Consider the following 17,530-nt stretch of genomic DNA (forward strand, 5'->3'; position numbering starts at 1 on the left):
TACTCGGGGGGTGACTTCGTACGAGTCCTCGAACGACCCGGGCGCCGGGCCCGTGTACGACGTGGTCGTGCTCGCCGGGGGCGCGGCCCGGAGGCTCGGCGGCGCGGACAAGCCCGGTGTGCGGGTGGGAGGACGCGCCCTGCTCGACCGCGTCCTCGCGGCCTGCGCCGACGCGGACACCACCGTCGTCGTCGCCGACCCCCGCCCCACCGCCCGGCCGGTGACCTGGGCCCGCGAGGACCCTCCCGGCGGCGGCCCGCTGGCCGCGCTGGCCGCCGGTCTCGGGCACACCACGGCGCGGTACGTCCTGGTGCTCTCCGCCGACCTGCCCTTCCTCCAGGAGGGCACCGTCCGGCTGCTGCTGACCGTCCTGCGCACGGGCGGCGCCGACGGCGTGCTGCTCACCGACGCCGACGGCCGCGACCAGCCGCTGGTGGCCGCGTACCGCGTACCCTCGCTGCGCCACGAGCTCACCGCACTCACGAAGGAACACGGCGCTCTCACCGGCCTTCCGCTGCGCCGGCTGACCGCCGCGCTCGACCTCACCCGCGTCCCCGACCCCGTCGCGTCCTTCGACTGCGACACCTGGGACGACATCGCCACCGCCAGGGCACGCATCAGGGAGCATGGGCACGTGTTGGATGAATGGATTTCCGCAGTCAAGGACGAGCTGGGCATCGACCTCGACGTCGACACCGGCGTGCTGCTCGACCTGGCCCGTGACGCCGCGCACGGCGTGGCCAGGCCCGCGGCACCGCTGACCACGTTCCTCGTCGGCTATGCCGCCGCACAGGCGGGCGGCAGCCCCGAGGCCGTCGCCGAGGCCTCCCGCAAGGCCGCGGCCCTGGCCCTGCGCTGGGCCGACGAGGCCGAAGAGGACCCCGCCACGCCCGACGGCGCCTCCGGCACAGGCCCGGACGCCGGATGACGGCCCGGTCCGTGCGCACCGGCGACCGGTCCGGCCACGCCGAAGACGCCGACGAACTCGACGTCGAGGAGGCGCTGGCCCTGGTGAGAGAAGACAACGGCACCGCGCATCCCGGCGATCACCGCCCTCCCGGGCCGCCACCGCAGAGCACCGGCCCGGCAGCCCGACCGGATGCCCAGCACAAGGCGACCCCCTGGACCGAGGCCCGCGCCACCGCCGCCCGCGCAGCCCGTGCGGTCACCCGCCGCGGCCGCCGCGCCCCCGTCTCCGTACGGCTCGACGATGCCCTCGGCCTCACCCTGGCCGCCCCTCTCGACGCCCTCACCGACCTCCCCTCCTTCGACACCTCGGCCATGGACGGCTGGGCGGTCGCGGGCCCCGGCCCCTGGGCCGTACGCGACGAGGGGGTGCTGGCCGGGCACGCCGAGCCCGCGCCCCTCACCGACGGCGAGGCGGCCCGGATCGCCACCGGCGCGCGCATCCCCCCGGACACCACAGCCGTCCTGCGCAGCGAGCACGGGCAGATCGACGAGAAGGGCCGGCTGCACGCCACCCGGGAGGTCGTGCACGGCCAGGACATCCGCCCGCGCGGACAGGAGTGCCGCAGCGGCGACCAGCTCCTGCCCCCCGGCACCCTCGTCACCCCGGCCGTCCTCGGTCTTGCCGCGGCCGCCGGATACGACACCCTCACCGCCGTCCCCCGCCCCCGCGTCGAAGTCCTCGTCCTCGGCGACGAGTTGCTCACCGAGGGCGCTCCGCGCGACGGCCTGATCCGGGACGCGCTCGGGCCGATGCTCCCGCCCTGGCTGCGCGCGCTCGGCGCCGAGGTCACCGCCGTACGACGGCTCGGTGACTCCGCCGAGGCCCTGCACAAGGCGGTCACCCGCTCCGACGCCGATGTGATCGTCACGACCGGCGGGACCGCGGCCGGACCCGTCGACCACGTCCACCCCGTCCTCGGCCGTATCGGCGCCGAACTCCTGGTCGACGGCGTGAAGGTGCGCCCGGGCCATCCCATGCTGCTCGCTCGCACCAAGGAGAACCAGCACCTCGTCGGCCTGCCGGGCAACCCCCTCGCCGCCGTCTCCGGCCTGCTCACGCTCGCCGAACCGCTGCTGCGCACCCTGGCCGCCCGCCCGGCCCCGGAGCCGTACACCCTGCCGCTGCGGGACGAGGCCCACGGTCACCCGTACGACACCCGGCTCGTCCCGGTCGTCCTGCGCGGTGACAGCGCGATCCCGCTGCACTACAACGGTCCGGCCATGCTGCGGGGCATCGCGGCCGCCGATGCCCTCGCCGTCGTACCGCCCGGGGGCTCCCGGCCGGGGCAGGAGGCCGAACTCCTCGACCTGCCCTGGGCGTCCGCGGGAATCGGGGTGTGTTTCACGTGAAACTTCCGGGCCATGACGCGATCGCCCGGCAGGCGGACGAGCACCTCGTGACCCACAAGGTGAAGCTCCCGCGCAAGGTCGTGGAGCATCCCTTCCGCCAGGTCGCCAGGCGGGTCCTGATGGCGCTGCTGGTGCTCGCGGCGACTGCCTTGATCGTCTACGCCGATCATGACGGCTACAACGACAACTCCGACCAGTCCGTCGACTTCCTGGACGCCTGGTACTACGCGACCGTCACCCTCTCCACCACCGGATACGGCGACATCACCCCCGTCAGCGATGCCGCCCGGCTCACCAACATCTTCGTGATCACGCCCCTGCGCGTGCTGTTCCTGATCATCCTGGTCGGCACCACGCTCGAAGTCCTCACCGAGCGCACCCGCGAGGAGTGGCGACTCAACCGCTGGAGGTCCACCTTGCGCGACCACACCGTCGTGATCGGCTTCGGAACCAAGGGCCGGTCCGCGATCGAGACCGTCTGCGCGACCGGGCTGAAGAAGGAGCAGGTCGTGGTCGTCGACCCGAGCGGCAAGGCGATCGACGCCGCGACCGCCGTGGGTTATGCGGGGGTCGTCGGGGATGCCACCCGCAGCGAGGTGCTGAAACAGGCCGAGGTCCACCGGGCCCGGAAGATCATCATCGCGACCCAGCGCGACGACACGGCGGTCCTCGTGACGCTGACCGCCCGGCAGCTCAACAAGGGCGCCAAGATCGTGGCGGCCGTGCGCGAGGAGGAGAACGCACCCCTGCTCAAGCAGTCCGGTGCGGACGCCGTCATCACCAGCGCCAGCGCGGCCGGCCGCCTCCTCGGACTGTCGGTGCTCAGCCCCGCGGCCGGCATGGTGATGGAGGACCTCATCCAGCAGGGCAGCGGGCTCGACCTCGTCGAACGCCCGGTCATAAAGGCCGAGGTGGGCCGGAAACCGAGAGAGACGGACGACCTGGTGGTGAGTGTCGTGCGCGGACACCGGGTGCTCGGCTACGACGATCCCGCCGTCGGGACGCTGGAGCTGACGGACCGGCTGATCACCATCGTGCGGGCGACGCCGGGCACCCAGGTGGCACCCGACGCCCGCCCGCTGCCTCCCATGCCCTCTCAGTGATCACTTGCGGTTGTAGAGCCGCATCGTGATCGGCCCGAAGACCGCGATGAACAGGCCCGCCCACCCGAGCGACCAGGCGATCTCGTCGGCGGGCCAGTCGCCCGCCATCAGTCCGCGCACGGCCGAGGACAGATGACTGATCGGGCTGTTGTTGACGAAGGCCTGGAGCCAGCCCGGCATCGTCCTCGGATCGACGAAGACGTTGGACAGGAAGGTCAGCGGAAAGATCACCATCATGCTGACGCCCATCACCGACTTCTCGGTCCGCAGCATCAGCCCGAACATCGTCCAGATCCACGAGAACGCGAACGAGAAGACGAGCAGCAGCGCGATGCCGGCGATCACACCGCCGGCCCCGCCGTCCGGGCGGTAGCCCAGGATGACGCCGACGGTGAGCATCACGACGGACGCGATCGTGTAGCGCAGGGCGTCACCGAGCAGATAACCCACCATCGTCGACGGCCGCCAGATGGGCAGCGAGCGGAAGCGGTCGAAGACGCCCTTCTCGATGTCGGTGTTGACCGAGACACCGGTGTACATCGTGATCATCACGACCGACATCACCAGGATGCCCGGCAGCAGGAACTGGATGTACTCCTCCGGGGACCCGGCCAGGGCGCCCCCGAACAGGTACGTGTACATCAGCACCATCATGATCGGGAACGCGGTGACGTCGAAGAGCTGCTCCGGCACGTGCTTGATCTTGAGGATCGCCCGCCAGCCGAAGGTCAGCGAGGCCGACAGCGCGCTCGGGCGCGGCGGCCGCTCCCCGGCGACCAGCAGCGCGGCCAGCGACTCGGCGCTGACGGGGGCGAGGTCCTGGGCCTCGGTCTGCGTCGCGGTGCTCATGCCGCCACCTCGTCCTTGTCGTCGCGGGAGTCGCGGGAGTCGCCGGAATCCGGGTTGTCGCGGGAGTCGTGCGTGTCGTGGCCGGTGAGGGCGAGGAACACCTCGTCCAGGCTGGGCTGGCCCAGCGAGAAGTTGTCGACGGTGATGCCGGTGCGGGCCAGCTCGGCGAGCGCGCGCGAGGCCTGTTCGGCGGCCGTGTCACTGGCCGCCGAACCGAGCCGGGCGGTCAGCGCGACCGAGTCCGGTTCCAGCTGTACCTGCGCGTCCAGGGCCCGTCGTAGGATCTCCGCCGCCTCGGGCCGCTGCCCGCCGTCGCGCAGTCGCAGATGTACGGTGCCGGCGCCCACGGAGGCCTTCAGCTCGCCCTTGGTGCCCTCGGCGATCACCCGGCCGTGGTCGATGACGGCGATCCGGGAGGCCAGCTGGTCGGCCTCGTCCAGGTACTGCGTGGTCAGCAGCACGGTGGTGCCCTGGGCGACGACCGCGCGCACGATGTCCCAGACCTGGTTGCGGCTGCGCGGGTCGAGGCCGGTGGTGGGTTCGTCGAGGAAGAGCAGCTCGGGGGTGTTCAGGATGGACGCGGCGATGTCGATACGGCGCCGCATGCCGCCGGAGTAGTGCTTGACCTGCTTTGCGGCCGCCTCCGAGAGACCGAAGGCCTCCAGGAGCTGTCCGGCGCGCTCGCGTGCGGCCTTCTTGTGGTGGCCGAGGAGACGGCCCAGCAGGACCAGGTTCTCGGTGCCTGTGAGGTCCTCGTCGACGGAGGCGTACTGGCCGGTGAGGCTGACCCGGCCGCGGACCTCGTCGGCCTCGCGGACGACGTCGTGGCCGAAGACGTGGGCTTCGCCGCCGTCGGGCCGCAGGAGGGTCGCGAGCATCTTCACTGTGGTGGTCTTGCCGGCGCCGTTCGGGCCGAGGACGCCGTAGACCGTGCCGGCCGGCACCGCGAGGTCGACTCCGTCGACGGCCCTGGTCTCACCGAACGTCTTCACGAGGCCCGCGGTCTCGATCGCCAGGGATGACGTGTGCTGGCTCATGGGCGGGATTCCTTCCGCGTACTTGGGCTACGCATGGGGAGACCTTTACCGTCGCGCAAACTCATCGGTCGTGCACAGCGAATTTTCGGGGACGGCCGGGTCGCACAGCGCGGGAGCCCGCGCCCCCGAGTGGGGCGTCGCGGCCTGGGAGTAGCGTCGGGCTCATGTATGCGATCACGATTCCCGAACCCGGTGGGCCCGAGGCGCTGGTGTGGAGCGAGGTCCCCGATGCCGTGGCCGGTGAGGGCGAGGTGCTGGTCGAGGTGGTGGCCGGGGCCGTCAACCGAGCCGACATCCTGCAACGGCAGGGCTTCTACAACCCCCCGCCCGGCGCCTCCCCCTACCCCGGCCTTGAGTGCTCAGGACGCATCGCGGAGATCGGCCCCGGGGTGTCCGGCTGGGCCGTCGGCGACGAGGTGTGCGCGCTGCTCGCGGGTGGCGGATACGCCGAGAAGGTCGCCGTGCCGGCCGGGCAGCTGCTGCCCGTGCTCAAGGGCATCGACGTGCGGCAGGCGGCCGCGCTGCCCGAGGTGGTCTGCACGGTCTGGTCGAACGTCTTCATGATCGCCCACCTGCGCCCCGGCGAGACGCTGCTGGTGCACGGCGGTTCCAGCGGCATCGGCACGATGGCGATCCAGCTCGCCAAGGCGGTGGGCGCCAAGGTCGCGGTGACCGCGGGCACGGCGCAGAAGCTGGAGCGCTGTGCCGAGCTCGGCGCGGACATCCTGATCAACTACCGGGAACAGGACTTCGTCGAGGAGGTCCGCGCGGCCACCGACGGTGCGGGGGCCGACGTCATCCTGGACAACATGGGCGCGAAGTACCTCGACCGGAACGTCAACGCCCTCGCCGTCAACGGACGGCTCGCGATCATCGGCATGCAGGGCGGCGTCAAGGGCGAGCTGAACATCGCCACGCTGCTGAACAAGCGCGCCGCGATCAGCGCGACCTCGCTGCGGGCACGGCCGCCGGCCGAGAAGAAGGCGATCGTGGCAGCCGTACGCGAGCATGTGTGGCCGCTGCTGGAGGCCGGGCACATCCGTCCGGTCGTCGACCGCGAGCTGCCGATGAGCGACGCGGCCGCCGCGCACCGGGTCGTCGAGGAGAGCGGGCACGTCGGCAAGGTTCTGCTGGTCACGTCCTAGGTGTTTCGGTACGGCGTTCCGGTACGGCGTTCAGGCACAGCCCTACCCGCGCCGTATCCGCAGCGCGAACAGGCCGAGGCCGAGCCCCAGGCCGACCAGCACCAGCCCGGTGCCGAGCGGCAGGATGAACACCTTGGGCGCGGCCACGGGGCGCTCCGCGGGCCGCGCCCGAGTCACGGCGGTCCGCGGCGGCGGCTCCGACACGGCGGCGAGGTCACCGTCCCCGGTCCCGTCCCCGGTCTCCTCGGTCCTGGAGGAGGCGGCGACGTCCTCCTCCTCCGGTACCGGTTCCTCCCGCCGCCCGGGCCGCGCCCGCCCCTCACCGGCCCGGCTCCCGGCCCGGGAGGGCGGGGCGGCGGAGGGGGAGGGAGCGAGCGACGCCGAGGGGGAGGCGCGGTGCGGCCCGGGAACCGCCGCGGGGTCCCAGGGACGGCGGCCGGACGAGGACGGCGACGGCGACGGGCTCGCGGTGCCCGGGCGGGGCCCATGAGCCGACATCGGCCCCGCCGGCCGCCCGGAGTCCGCGGCCGACGTGCTCGGCGGGGAGAACGGCCGGGCGGGCGGGTGGACGGAGGGGGCGCGGCGGGACTCGGTGGTGGGCGTCCGGACGGAGACGGTCGTGGGCGTCCGGACGGAGGCGGGCGTCTGCTGGGCGAGGTACCAGTGGTTCGTCCCGTGGTTTGGGGCGTCGGGCGGCGCCACGGTCGCGATCGCGCCCATCACGATCGTCACCACCGTCGCGCGCAGCCAGAGAATCACGGGACAAGACTGGCATTCAGCGACAAGAACGGCATTCCAGGTGACGCCAGGGGAGCGATCCGCTCCGGGAACGGTGGATCAGCGCATAGCGGGGGCACCCCACTGAAGAGATGCACGGGTGCGAGAGAATGGCGGCATGGAGATGCCGAGGAACGAAGGTTCGCCGGAAAGTCCCCAGATCCTGGTCGTGGGCCAGGACGGGATGGCACTGGGCGGCGGGGGTGACGACGACTCCCGCGAGGTCCCGGTGACGGAGATGGTCGAGCAGCCTGCGAAGGTCATGCGGATCGGCAGCATGATCAAGCAGCTGCTCGAAGAGGTGCGCGCGGCTCCCCTCGACGAGGCCAGCCGGGCCCGGCTCAAGGAGATCCACCACAGCTCGGTCAAGGAGCTGGAGGACGGGCTCGCCCCCGAACTCGTGGAGGAACTGGAGCGCCTCTCCCTGCCCTTCAACGAGGACGCGACCCCGAGCGACGCGGAACTGCGCATTGCGCAGGCCCAGTTGGTGGGCTGGCTCGAGGGCCTCTTCCACGGGATCCAGACGACCCTGTTCGCGCAGCAGATGGCCGCGCGGGCCCAGCTGGAGCAGATGCGGCGCGCCCTTCCGCCGGGCGTCGGCGGCCAGGAGGACGGCATCGACCCGCGCGCGGGCGGCCGCTCGGGCGGACCGTACCTGTAGATCTCGACCGTGAAGGGCCCGGCAGCCGACGCTGCCGGGCCCTTCACGTCACCTCTGTCATGTCACCTGGGGTAAACGCTCGTTCGGGTTCTTCTTGGTGAGTTTGGCCACGGAACTCCGCCCCGCCGAACCGTCGGACGCGGTGCCCGTTCCGTGACCGTACGCGAAAGAAAGGACGCGCGGGCGTTACAGGTGCCCTACGGCCGGTACACAGGATTTGCACGCCGAGACGTAGTACAGGTTTGATGGCCGGTCCGTCTCGGGCCGGTCCCCGGGCTCATCCCGGACCGGCGGCTTGCGTGAAGGCTGTAGCGTGGCCGACGGAGACCGTAACAACACCGCGCGCACCGCGGGCAGAAACGACGGCGAGGACCGATGGCACAGCAGCAGCGCGCCCAGGGCCCGTCCGACCCCGAGGCGACTGGCGGCGGAATGTCAGATGCGCCGGAGCTGTGGGGTAACGGCGGGCTGGTCGGGGACGGCCGATATCGGCTGACCCGCAGACTCGGCCGGGGCGGTATGGCCGAGGTGTTCGCGGCCGAGGACGTACGGCTCGGACGCACCGTGGCGGTCAAGCTGCTCCGGGCCGATCTCGCCGAGGACCCGACCTCCAAGGCCCGCTTCACGCGCGAGGCCCAGTCCGTGGCCGGCCTCAACCACCACGCGATCGTCGCCGTGTACGACTCCGGCGAGGACTACGTGGGCGGCCAGTCGGTGCCGTACATCGTCATGGAGATCGTCGAGGGACGGACGATCCGCGACCTGCTGATCAACGCCGAGGCGCCGGGGCCCGAGCAGGCCCTGATCATCGTCTCCGGTGTCCTTGAGGCGCTCGCCTACTCGCACCAGCACGGGATCGTGCACCGCGACATCAAGCCCGCCAACGTGATCATCACGCACAACGGCGCGGTCAAGGTGATGGACTTCGGCATCGCCCGCGCCCTGCACGGCGCGTCCACCACGATGACGCAGACCGGCATGGTCATGGGCACCCCGCAGTACCTCTCCCCCGAGCAGGCCCTCGGCAAGGCGGTCGACCACCGCTCCGACCTGTACGCGACGGGCTGTCTCCTCTACGAGCTCCTCGCTCTGCGTCCGCCGTTCACCGGTGAGACCCCGCTCTCCGTCGTCTACCAGCACGTCCAGGACATCCCGACGCCTCCGTCGCAGGTCTCCGACGCCGTCCCGCCGGAGCTCGACGGCCTGGTCATGCGCTCGCTCGCCAAGGAGCCGGACGACCGCTTCCAGACGGCCGAGGAGATGCGCGGGCTCGTCCAGTACGGCCTGCAGATGCTGTACGACCAGGGCGGCCACACCGGCACCTGGAACACCGGTCCGGTGACGGCGCACGACGGCCGCGGCGTGGCTGCCGCGGGCTTCGCGAGCACCAGCGTGCTTCCGCACCCCGGCGACGCCTCCGGCACCACCCAGATCCCGCAGCAGATCCTGCCCTCCGGTTACGGCGGTGGCGGCGACGACGGCGGCTTCGAGGGACACGGCAACCGCGGCAGCGGCCGCGGCAAGCTGTGGATCCTCGCCGTCCTCGCGGTGATCGCCGTCGCCGCGGGCGTCGCCCTGGCGCTCAACAACGGTGGCGGTGGCGGCGGCGGTGGGGGCACCGGCAGCTCCGTGTCGCCGACGACCTCGAAGACCACCGACGATCAGACGGCGAGCGAGTCGCCGACCGACGAGCCGACGAGCGAGGAGACCGACACCTCCACGGACGACAGCGGCAGCTCGGGCGGCTCCGGCTACACCCCGTCCTACACGCCGTCGTACACGCCCTCCTACACGCCTTCGCCCTCGGCGACGCAGCCGTCCGCGACGGCGACGCAGCCGACGGACACCGCGGAGCCCACGAACACCCCGGAGCCCACGGACACGGCGGCCCCGACCGGTGGGGGGCTCGTCGGAGGCGGGGACGGCGGCGGAGAAGGCGACTCCTGAGCGATCGCGACCCGTCACGCGCGCGTGAGTCCGAGGACGGACCTCACGCGCGCGTGCTGTTCGCACAGCGCTGAGGACGTCAGTCGACGAACGCGTCGCACACCGCGTCGTACTCCCGCGTCCACCACACCACCAGCGCCGAGGCCGCCGGGAACTGGGGATCCGCGCGGGTGTCGCCGCGCTCGTAGTGCCAGCGCAGCATCCAGAAGTCGTTGAGACGCTCCCACCACACGCGGTGCACGGCCGCCGCGAGCTCCGAGGGCGTGGCAGCGGCCGTACGCCGGTACGCGCGCGCGTACGCCCGTACCTTCGGCAGGTCGAGCGTCCCCGCGGGCCGTACGAAGAAGATCGCGGCGGCGCGTACGGCCTCCTCCGCGCGGGGCTTCACGCCGAGCCGGTCCCAGTCGACGATCGCGGCGGGGGCGTCGCCGCGGTAGAGCAGGTTGAAGGGGTGGAAGTCCCCGTGCACCCAGCCCACCGGTCCGCCGCGCGGAGGCCGTCGTCCCGCGTGCTGCTCGAGCAGGGCCCGCCGCTCCAGGAGCCGGTGCCGGGCCAGCTCGTCGAAGGAGTCGGCGGGCCGGTGTCGGCGCACGCGCGCGAGGAGGTCGTCGATGAGGGCGAACGTGGTGGCGGGGTCGGCACCGGCGTCGACGGCACGGGCATCGACGGGACCGGTGTCGGGGGTCGCGGTCCCCGTGCTCCCGACAGGCGCGACGGGCGGTGCTCCGGCATGGCGTTCATCGGCGTGCGGCTTCTCGACGCGAGCGCTGCCGGCACGCGCGGCGGCGTGACGCCCTGCCGGCGCGCGGGCCCCGCCCGGCGTGCGCGGCTCGATGCCCGGCGCGCTTACGGCGTTTCGCGCGCCCCCGGCCGCCCGCACACCCGTCTGTGTCCGCTCGCTCCCCTTCGCCTCCTGCACCGGCATCACCCGCTCCAGACTCGCGTGGACCACGCCCAGCAGCGCCCCGAGCCGGCCGCACTGCTCGGCGGTGAGCTGGGCGCCGTGGCGGTGGCGGCCCTCGATCCAGGGGTGGAGGGCGTAGGCGTGGCCGCCGACGACCGCGACCGTGCGGCCGTCGTGGACGGGAAGGGGCGGGGCGACCGGGACGCCGAGGGCGGCCAGGCGCTCGGTCGCGCGGTGCTGGCGGGCGATCGCCTCGGGAGCGGCCGTCTCGGGGTCGAAGTGGTGCTTGAGGAAGTAGCGGCCGCGGGTCGTGCGGAGCCGGTAGCCCCGGTTGAGGAGGCCCTGGTCGACCGGATCGCAGGCGAGGGCGGCTCCGGCGGCGTACTGACGGAGGAGGGCGCCCAGCGGGGGCGCGTGAGGCATCAGGGGTGGTACAGGAGAGCGCGGCACGCGCCAGATGCTAGGGCACGAGACAGGGCTGTGAGCTGGGCGTTGTCACAGTCAGTCACAGAGCGCCACAGGAAGTCGCGCTCGGTCTGCTTCGGTCAGGGGATGTCCTCGAAGCGGCTTTCCGGGCCGTCGTCCGTCGAGTGCACCGTCCCGAACTGCGGCCGCACGGACAGGTAGACGGGCTCGTACGGCTCCCCGTCCACCAGGCCGGGAGCGGGCCCGAAGCGCTCGACCTCGGCGGCGCTCGGCTCGTACCGCACGCACTCGCCCACGACCTGCGCGGCCCACAGGCTCTCCCCGGGGCGCGCGGAGCTCAGGTTGTCCGAGCCGTACGCCACCACGCTGCCCGCGCACGCCCGGTGGTGGCCGACGCTCCTCGGCATGCGGAGCAGGATCCGGCCGTCGGCCACGATGTGCCGCGCGAAGGCGAGGAGGGGCAGGGCGCGCACGCTGGTCGCGACCCGGCCGTGGTGGGTGCGGGCGAGCAGTCCTACGACAGAGGACACGGAGACAGAGGACACGGAGACAGAGGACACGGAGGCAACGGGCATGGAGACAGAGGGCATAAAGGCACTGTGCGGGAGGACGGGGCGGCGTCCCCAGGGTCGTAGGTCCTTACTTGCCTCAGCACTCGACCTCAGCACTCGACCTCAGTACTCGCCCTCAGCGCCGCTCCATCTGCCGGCGGGCCACATACGCGGCCGCCTGGGACCGCCGTTCCATTCCGAGTTTGGACAGCAGGCTGGACACGTAGTTCTTGATGGTCTTCTCGGCGAGATGCAGCCGTTCCCCGATCTGGCGGTTGGTGAGCCCTTCGCCGATGAGATCGAGGATCTTGCGTTCCTGTCCGGTCAGGCGCGCGAGTTCGTCGTTCCGCCCGGTGCCGCCGTTGCGCAGTCGCTCCAGCACGCGCGCGGTGGCCACCGGGTCCAGCAGGGATCTGCCGGCGGCCACGCCCCGGACGGCGTCCAGCAGTTCGGAGCCGCGGATGGCCTTGAGGACGTATCCGGAGGCACCGGCCATGATCGCCTCGAAGAGGGCCTCGTCGTCGGCGTACGACGTCAGCATCAGGCACTTCACGGACTCGTCCCGCGAGCGGATCTCCCGGCAGACCTCGACCCCGCTGCCGTCGGGGAGCCGTACGTCGAGGACCGCCACGTCGGGCCGGGTGGCCGGAATGCGCGTCAGCGCGTCGGCGGCCGTACCCGCCTCGCCGACCACCTCGATATCGCCCTCCACGGAGAGGAGCTCATGGACGCCGCGCCGCACGACCTCATGGTCGTCGAGGAGAAATACCCTGACTTTTCCGTCTTCGCGCACTCGGCAAGTCAAACACAGAAACTCTTCCGGTGGCCGGGGTGGACGGGATAACGTGCCGTTGCTCCGGCCTCCTGCAAGGCTGTGACCAGCATCCCTTCGGGCCTTTTCCGATTTACTTGGAAATCCAAGCAAAATCGCAGGTCAAAGGGGGTTTCACAGAAATGTGGAGCACTGGGTAACGTGATTCTTGCAGGGCGCTCGCCGGGGCACCTGTCACGCCTGTTCCGGCCGAGTGGCACCCACCCCGTGCGCGGGTGTCGGAAACAGGTGAGCCGCACTGGTACACCCGGCAACCCCGGGGGCCGGACCGACGGAGGAGCACACGTGACCGTGGAGAGCACTGCCGCGCGCAAGCCGCGACGCAGCGCCGGGACGAGGAAGTCCCCGAGCACCAAGCCCGAACTGGTTCAGCTGCTGACGCCCGAGGGCAAGCGCGTCAAGAACGCCGAGTACGACAAGTACGTCGCCGACATCACCCCCGAAGAGCTTCGCGGCCTGTACCGCGACATGGTGCTCACCCGTCGCTTCGACGCCGAGGCCACCTCCCTGCAGCGCCAGGGCGAACTGGGCCTGTGGGCCTCGCTGCTCGGCCAGGAGGCCGCCCAGATCGGCTCGGGACGGGCGCTGCGCGACGACGACTACGTCTTCCCCACCTACCGCGAGCACGGCGTGGCCTGGTGCCGCGGGGTCGACCCGACCAACCTGCTCGGCATGTTCCGCGGGGTGAACAACGGCGGCTGGGACCCGAACAGCAACAACTTCCACCTGTACACGATCGTCATCGGCTCCCAGACGCTGCACGCCACCGGCTATGCCATGGGCGTGGCCAAGGACGGCGCCGACTCGGCCGTCATCGCCTACTTCGGCGACGGCGCCTCCAGCCAGGGCGACGTGGCCGAATCGTTCACCTTCTCCGCGGTCTACAACGCCCCGGTCGTGTTCTTCTGCCAGAACAACCAGTGGGCCATCTCCGAGCCGACCGAGAAGCAGACCCGCGTCCCGCTCTACCAGCGCGCGCAGGGCTTCGGCTTCCCCGGCGTACGGGTCGACGGCAACGACGTGCTCGCGTCGCTGGCCGTCACCAAGTGGGCGCTGGAGCGGGCCCGCGCGGGCGAGGGGCCGACCCTGGTCGAGGCGTACACCTACCGGATGGGCGCCCACACCACCTCCGACGACCCGAGCAAGTACCGGGCCGACGAAGAGCGCGAGGCGTGGGAGGCGAAGGACCCGATCCTGCGCCTCCGCCGGTACCTGGAGGCCTCAAACCACGCGGACGAGGGATTCTTCGCGGAACTGGAGACCGAGTCCGAGGCGTTGGGCAGGCGAGTGCGTGAGGTGGTGCGTGCGATGCCGGACCCGGATCGTTTCGCGCTTTTCGAGCACGCGTATGCGGACGGGCACGCGCTCGTCGACGAGGAGCGGGCCGGGTTCGCCGCCTACCAGGCGTCGTTCGCGGATGGGGAAGGGGCCTGATCATGGCAGTGGAAAAGATGGCTCTGGCCAAGGCGATCAACGAATCGCTCCGGCGCGCCCTGGACACCGACCCGAAGGTCCTCGTCATGGGCGAGGACGTCGGCAAGCTCGGCGGCGTCTTCCGGGTGACCGACGGACTGCAGAAGGACTTCGGCGAGGACCGGGTCATCGACACCCCGCTCGCGGAGTCCGGCATCGTCGGCACGGCGATCGGCCTGGCGCTGCGCGGCTACCGGCCGGTGGTGGAGATCCAGTTCGACGGATTCGTGTTCCCCGCCTACGACCAGATCGTCACCCAGCTGGCGAAGATGCACGCCCGCTCGCTGGGCAAGGTCAAGATGCCGGTCGTGGTGCGGATCCCCTACGGCGGCGGCATCGGCGCGGTGGAGCACCACTCGGAGTCCCCCGAGGCGCTGTTCGCGCACGTGGCGGGCTTGAAGGTGGTCAGCCCCTCCAACGCCTCCGACGCGTACTGGATGATGCAGCAGGCCATCCAGTCCGACGACCCGGTGATCTTCTTCGAGCCCAAGCGGCGCTACTGGGACAAGAGCGAGGTCAACACCGAGGCCATCCCGGGCCCGCTGCACAAGGCGCAGGTGGTCCGTGAGGGCACCGACCTGACCCTCGTCGCCTACGGCCCGATGGTCAAGCTGTGCCAGGAGGTCGCCGACGCGGCCGCCGAGGAGGGCAAGTCGCTGGAGGTGGTGGACCTGCGGTCGGTCTCCCCCCTCGACTTCGACGCGATCCAGGCCTCGGTGGAGAAGACACGTCGACTGGTCGTGGTGCACGAGGCGCCGGTGTTCTTCGGTTCGGGCGCCGAGATCGCGGCCCGGATCACCGAGCGGTGCTTCTACCACCTGGAGGCCCCGGTGCTCAGGGTCGGCGGCTACCACGCCCCGTATCCCCCGGCCCGCCTGGAGGAGGAGTACCTGCCGGGTCTGGACAGGGTGCTCGACACCGTCGACCGTGCCCTGGCGTACTGAGGAGAGGGCCGTGACGACGATGACGGATGCGTCCGTACGCGAGTTCAAGATGCCCGACGTGGGCGAGGGCCTCACCGAGGCGGAGATCCTCAAGTGGTACGTCCAGGTCGGGGACACGGTCACCGACGGGCAGGTGGTGTGCGAGGTGGAGACGGCCAAGGCGGCCGTCGAACTGCCCATCCCCTACGACGGTGTGGTGCGCGACCTGCACTTCCCCGAGGGCACCACGGTGGACGTCGGCACCTCGATCATCGCGATCGACGTGAGCGGCGGGGCGGACGCGCAGGCGCCGGCCGAGGCTGCGCAAGCCCCTGTGGCCGCTGCCCCTGTCGCCGACGCCGACGAGAAGAAGCCGGAGGGCCGTCAGCCGGTCCTGGTCGGCTACGGCGTGGCGACCTCCTCCACCAAGCGCCGCCCCCGCAAGGGTGCCGAGGTACCGGTCCAGCAGGCGTCGGCGGCCGTCCAGACCGAGCTGAACGGTCACGGTGCGGCTCCCGTGCCGGAGTCCCGCCCGCTGGCCAAGCCCCCGGTCCGCAAGCTGGCCAAGGACCTGGGCGTAGACCTCGCCACGGTGATCCCGTCCGGCCCGGACGGCATCATCACCCGCGAGGACGTCCACGCGGCGGTCACGCAGACCGGGACGGTCACCCCGACCGAGACGCCGGCGCCGGTCACCACGGCCCCGGTGACCCAGGTACCCGCGGTCCCGGCGGCGCCCGTCGCCTCCTACGACACGGCCCGCGAGACCCGCGTCCCGGTCAAGGGCGTCCGCAAGGCGACGGCCGCCGCGATGGTCGGTTCCGCGTTCACGGCCCCGCATGTCACGGAGTTCGTGACGGTGGACGTGACCCGCACCCTGAAGCTGGTCGAGGAGCTCAAGCAGGACAAGGACTTCACGGGTCTGCGGGTGAACCCGCTCCTGCTGATCGCCAAGGCCCTGCTGGTGGCGATCAGGCGCAACCCGGACGTCAACGCGTCCTGGGACGAGGCGAACCAGGAGATCGTCCTCAAGCACTACGTCAACCTGGGCATCGCCGCGGCCACCCCCCGCGGCCTGATCGTCCCGAACATCAAGGACGCCGACGCCAAGACGCTTCCGCAACTGGCCGAGGCGCTGGGCGAGTTGGTGGCGACCGCGAAGGAGGGCCGCACCTCCCCGGCCGCGATGCAGGGCGGCACGGTGACCATCACCAACGTCGGCGTCTTCGGCGTCGACACCGGCACCCCGATCCTGCCGCCCGGCGAGTCCGCGATCCTCGCCGTCGGCGCGATCAAGCTCCAGCCCTGGGTCCACAAGGGCAAGGTCAAGCCCCGTCAGGTCACCACCCTGGCACTCAGCTTCGACCACCGCCTGGTCGACGGCGAACTGGGCTCCAAGCTCCTCGCCGACGTGGCCGCGATCCTGGAACAGCCCAAGAAACTGATCACCTGGGCGTGACCCGCGGGTAGCGGACAAGTTGTCCAACACTGAGGGGACGGCCGCACGTTCGGGTTGCGGCCGTCCCTTCAGTCGTGCACGGGGTGGATCAGGACCGATGGAGCACGTACACCGGCGCGCCGCCCTCCGTAGCGCCCTGAGAACGAATGCAGGCGTGCTTGCGCAGCAGCCGCAGGCATTCGTTGACGCGATGCACGGACAGTCCCGTCCGGGCCGCGATCGATTCGAGCGGCTGCCGCAGTTCACCCTCCTCGACCAGCACCGGAGCGATGACGACGGCCACGGTCCAGACGTCCTCGGTCACGGACAACCGCCGCCGCCAGTCGGCCAGGACGGATTCCGTCGTCGGCTGTGACAGCGAGTCGGCGGTGTGCGTCGGACGTTCGAGCGCCAGGGCGTCGAGCCGGTCCGCGATGCGCTCCATGGCCAGGGCGATGGCCTGCTGGGCCGCGAGAGTGGCACGCTGCGTCTCCAGTATCTCCCGCTGCGATTCCACGATCGCTTCCTGCAGGGCGATCGACTTGTGCTGAGCGGCGGCGAACTGCTCGTCGGCCTGGAGGTTGCGCTCCTCGAGCCGGACGATGGCCTCGGCGACCTGGTCCGGCATGGCGTAGGCGATGGGCGCGCCTGGCTCGGAAGGCTGCACCTCGGCCTCTTCGAGGGTGTAGGAGCCCTCTCGCTGGACGGTCTCGATCACTTCGGCGGCCCACTGTTTGAAGGGGGCGCAGGAGGGTTTGGTGCAGGCGTTGACGAGAAGGATGAGGCCTTGGAGGGAGATGACATTCAGGTCTCGACGCCACTCTCTACCTGCGGGAATGCTGAGACCGTAAGCCCCAGTTACGGTCTCGAGGATCTCTCGATGGTCGTCAGGTACATGGTCGGCGAGAGCCTGCCGAGAGTTCGTGTGCCCCAGTTGCCTGCACACATCCACCGCCGGAAACCAATGGTTCCCGTCCGGCATGGTCAGCCTCCGGATTCGGTGCCCGGTCGCCGCGTAGACGAAGTCACTGACGTCGATCGCCTCGTATTTCTTGCCCGCCTCGGGCCGCTTGCTGGGTTCGTTCATGTGAACCACCTCCGCAGCGGAACCTAGGGTGAAGAAGATCGGGTATGCCAACTGACGT

16 protein-coding genes are annotated in these 17,530 nt (G+C 71.2%); 9 read left to right on the plus strand and 7 right to left on the minus strand.

Annotation, left to right across the window (positions count from 1 at the left end):
* The first annotated feature begins 10 nt into the window (after positions 1-10).
* The 3 genes from IOD14_RS00300 to IOD14_RS00310 are packed head-to-tail and all read left to right on the plus strand — an operon-like array spanning position 11 to position 3,422.
* Complete coding sequence (locus IOD14_RS00300) at positions 11-928, plus strand: NTP transferase domain-containing protein (protein WP_212669357.1); 918 nt, start codon at positions 11-13, stop codon at positions 926-928.
* Complete coding sequence (locus IOD14_RS00305) at positions 925-2,319, plus strand: molybdopterin molybdotransferase MoeA (protein WP_123990430.1); 1,395 nt, start codon at positions 925-927, stop codon at positions 2,317-2,319. The genes IOD14_RS00300 and IOD14_RS00305 overlap by 4 nt, the downstream gene beginning before the upstream one ends.
* Positions 2,316-3,422, plus strand: coding sequence for a potassium channel family protein (locus IOD14_RS00310; protein WP_123990431.1), 1,107 nt, complete (start codon positions 2,316-2,318; stop codon positions 3,420-3,422). The genes IOD14_RS00305 and IOD14_RS00310 overlap by 4 nt, the downstream gene beginning before the upstream one ends.
* On the opposite strand, the gene IOD14_RS00315 is transcribed toward IOD14_RS00310, so the two are convergent.
* Both IOD14_RS00315 and IOD14_RS00320 read right to left on the minus strand, forming a co-directional pair.
* Positions 3,423-4,271, minus strand: coding sequence for an ABC transporter permease (locus IOD14_RS00315; protein WP_212669358.1), 849 nt, complete (start codon positions 4,269-4,271; stop codon positions 3,423-3,425).
* On the minus strand, positions 4,268-5,308 hold the full coding sequence (locus IOD14_RS00320; RefSeq protein WP_123990433.1) for an ATP-binding cassette domain-containing protein: 1,041 nt from the start codon (positions 5,306-5,308) through the stop codon (positions 4,268-4,270). The genes IOD14_RS00315 and IOD14_RS00320 overlap by 4 nt, the downstream gene beginning before the upstream one ends.
* A gap of 164 nt (positions 5,309-5,472) precedes the next feature.
* On the opposite strand from IOD14_RS00320, the gene IOD14_RS00325 reads away from it, so the two are divergent.
* Positions 5,473-6,453: an NAD(P)H-quinone oxidoreductase gene (locus tag IOD14_RS00325; RefSeq protein WP_212669359.1), complete on the plus strand. Its 981-nt coding sequence runs from the start codon at positions 5,473-5,475 to the stop codon at positions 6,451-6,453.
* Positions 6,454-6,495: 42 nt separating this feature from the next.
* Here IOD14_RS00325 and IOD14_RS44085 read toward each other — a convergent pair whose 3' ends face one another.
* Positions 6,496-7,212: a hypothetical protein gene (locus IOD14_RS44085; RefSeq protein ID WP_249125783.1), complete on the minus strand. Its 717-nt coding sequence runs from the start codon at positions 7,210-7,212 to the stop codon at positions 6,496-6,498.
* A 136-nt stretch (positions 7,213-7,348) separates the two neighbouring features.
* Here IOD14_RS44085 and IOD14_RS00335 point away from each other — a divergent pair, with 136 nt between their 5' ends.
* Both IOD14_RS00335 and IOD14_RS00340 read left to right on the plus strand, forming a co-directional pair.
* Positions 7,349-7,891: a bacterial proteasome activator family protein gene (locus tag IOD14_RS00335; RefSeq protein WP_123990435.1), complete on the plus strand. Its 543-nt coding sequence runs from the start codon at positions 7,349-7,351 to the stop codon at positions 7,889-7,891.
* 375 nt (positions 7,892-8,266) lie between these two features.
* A complete protein-coding gene (locus IOD14_RS00340; RefSeq protein WP_123990436.1) occupies positions 8,267-9,838 on the plus strand; it encodes a protein kinase in 1,572 nt (523 codons plus the stop codon).
* A 79-nt stretch (positions 9,839-9,917) separates the two neighbouring features.
* Here the strand turns inward: IOD14_RS00340 and IOD14_RS00345 are convergent, their stop codons facing one another.
* The 3 genes from IOD14_RS00345 to IOD14_RS00355 form a co-directional block, all read right to left on the minus strand.
* Positions 9,918-11,165, minus strand: a complete 1,248-nt coding sequence (locus IOD14_RS00345; protein ID WP_249125784.1) for a phosphotransferase — start codon at positions 11,163-11,165, stop codon at positions 9,918-9,920.
* A gap of 122 nt (positions 11,166-11,287) precedes the next feature.
* Positions 11,288-11,698 (minus strand): pyridoxamine 5'-phosphate oxidase family protein, encoded by a 411-nt coding sequence (locus tag IOD14_RS00350; protein ID WP_249125785.1) that lies wholly within the window; start codon positions 11,696-11,698, stop codon positions 11,288-11,290.
* Positions 11,699-11,855: 157 nt separating this feature from the next.
* Positions 11,856-12,512, minus strand: coding sequence for a response regulator transcription factor (locus IOD14_RS00355; RefSeq protein WP_123990438.1), 657 nt, complete (start codon positions 12,510-12,512; stop codon positions 11,856-11,858).
* Positions 12,513-12,836: 324 nt separating this feature from the next.
* Here IOD14_RS00355 and pdhA point away from each other — a divergent pair, with 324 nt between their 5' ends.
* From pdhA to IOD14_RS00370, 3 genes are read left to right on the plus strand one after another with little or no spacing between them, the layout of a single operon-like run.
* A complete protein-coding gene (gene pdhA / locus IOD14_RS00360) occupies positions 12,837-13,985 on the plus strand; it encodes a pyruvate dehydrogenase (acetyl-transferring) E1 component subunit alpha (protein WP_123990439.1) in 1,149 nt (382 codons plus the stop codon).
* Positions 13,986-13,987: 2 nt separating this feature from the next.
* Positions 13,988-14,968, plus strand: coding sequence for an alpha-ketoacid dehydrogenase subunit beta (locus IOD14_RS00365; RefSeq protein ID WP_212669361.1), 981 nt, complete (start codon positions 13,988-13,990; stop codon positions 14,966-14,968).
* A 10-nt stretch (positions 14,969-14,978) separates the two neighbouring features.
* Entirely contained in the window at positions 14,979-16,406 is a 1,428-nt protein-coding gene (locus tag IOD14_RS00370; RefSeq protein WP_212669363.1) for a dihydrolipoamide acetyltransferase family protein, read from the plus strand.
* Between the two features lie 88 nt (positions 16,407-16,494).
* On the opposite strand, the gene IOD14_RS00375 is transcribed toward IOD14_RS00370, so the two are convergent.
* Complete coding sequence (locus tag IOD14_RS00375; protein ID WP_212669365.1) at positions 16,495-17,472, minus strand: Bro-N domain-containing protein; 978 nt, start codon at positions 17,470-17,472, stop codon at positions 16,495-16,497.
* Between the last annotated feature and the right edge of the window lie 58 nt (positions 17,473-17,530).

It is taken from the genome of Streptomyces sp. A2-16 (genome assembly GCF_018128905.1).
Lineage (GTDB): Bacteria > Actinomycetota > Actinomycetes > Streptomycetales > Streptomycetaceae > Streptomyces.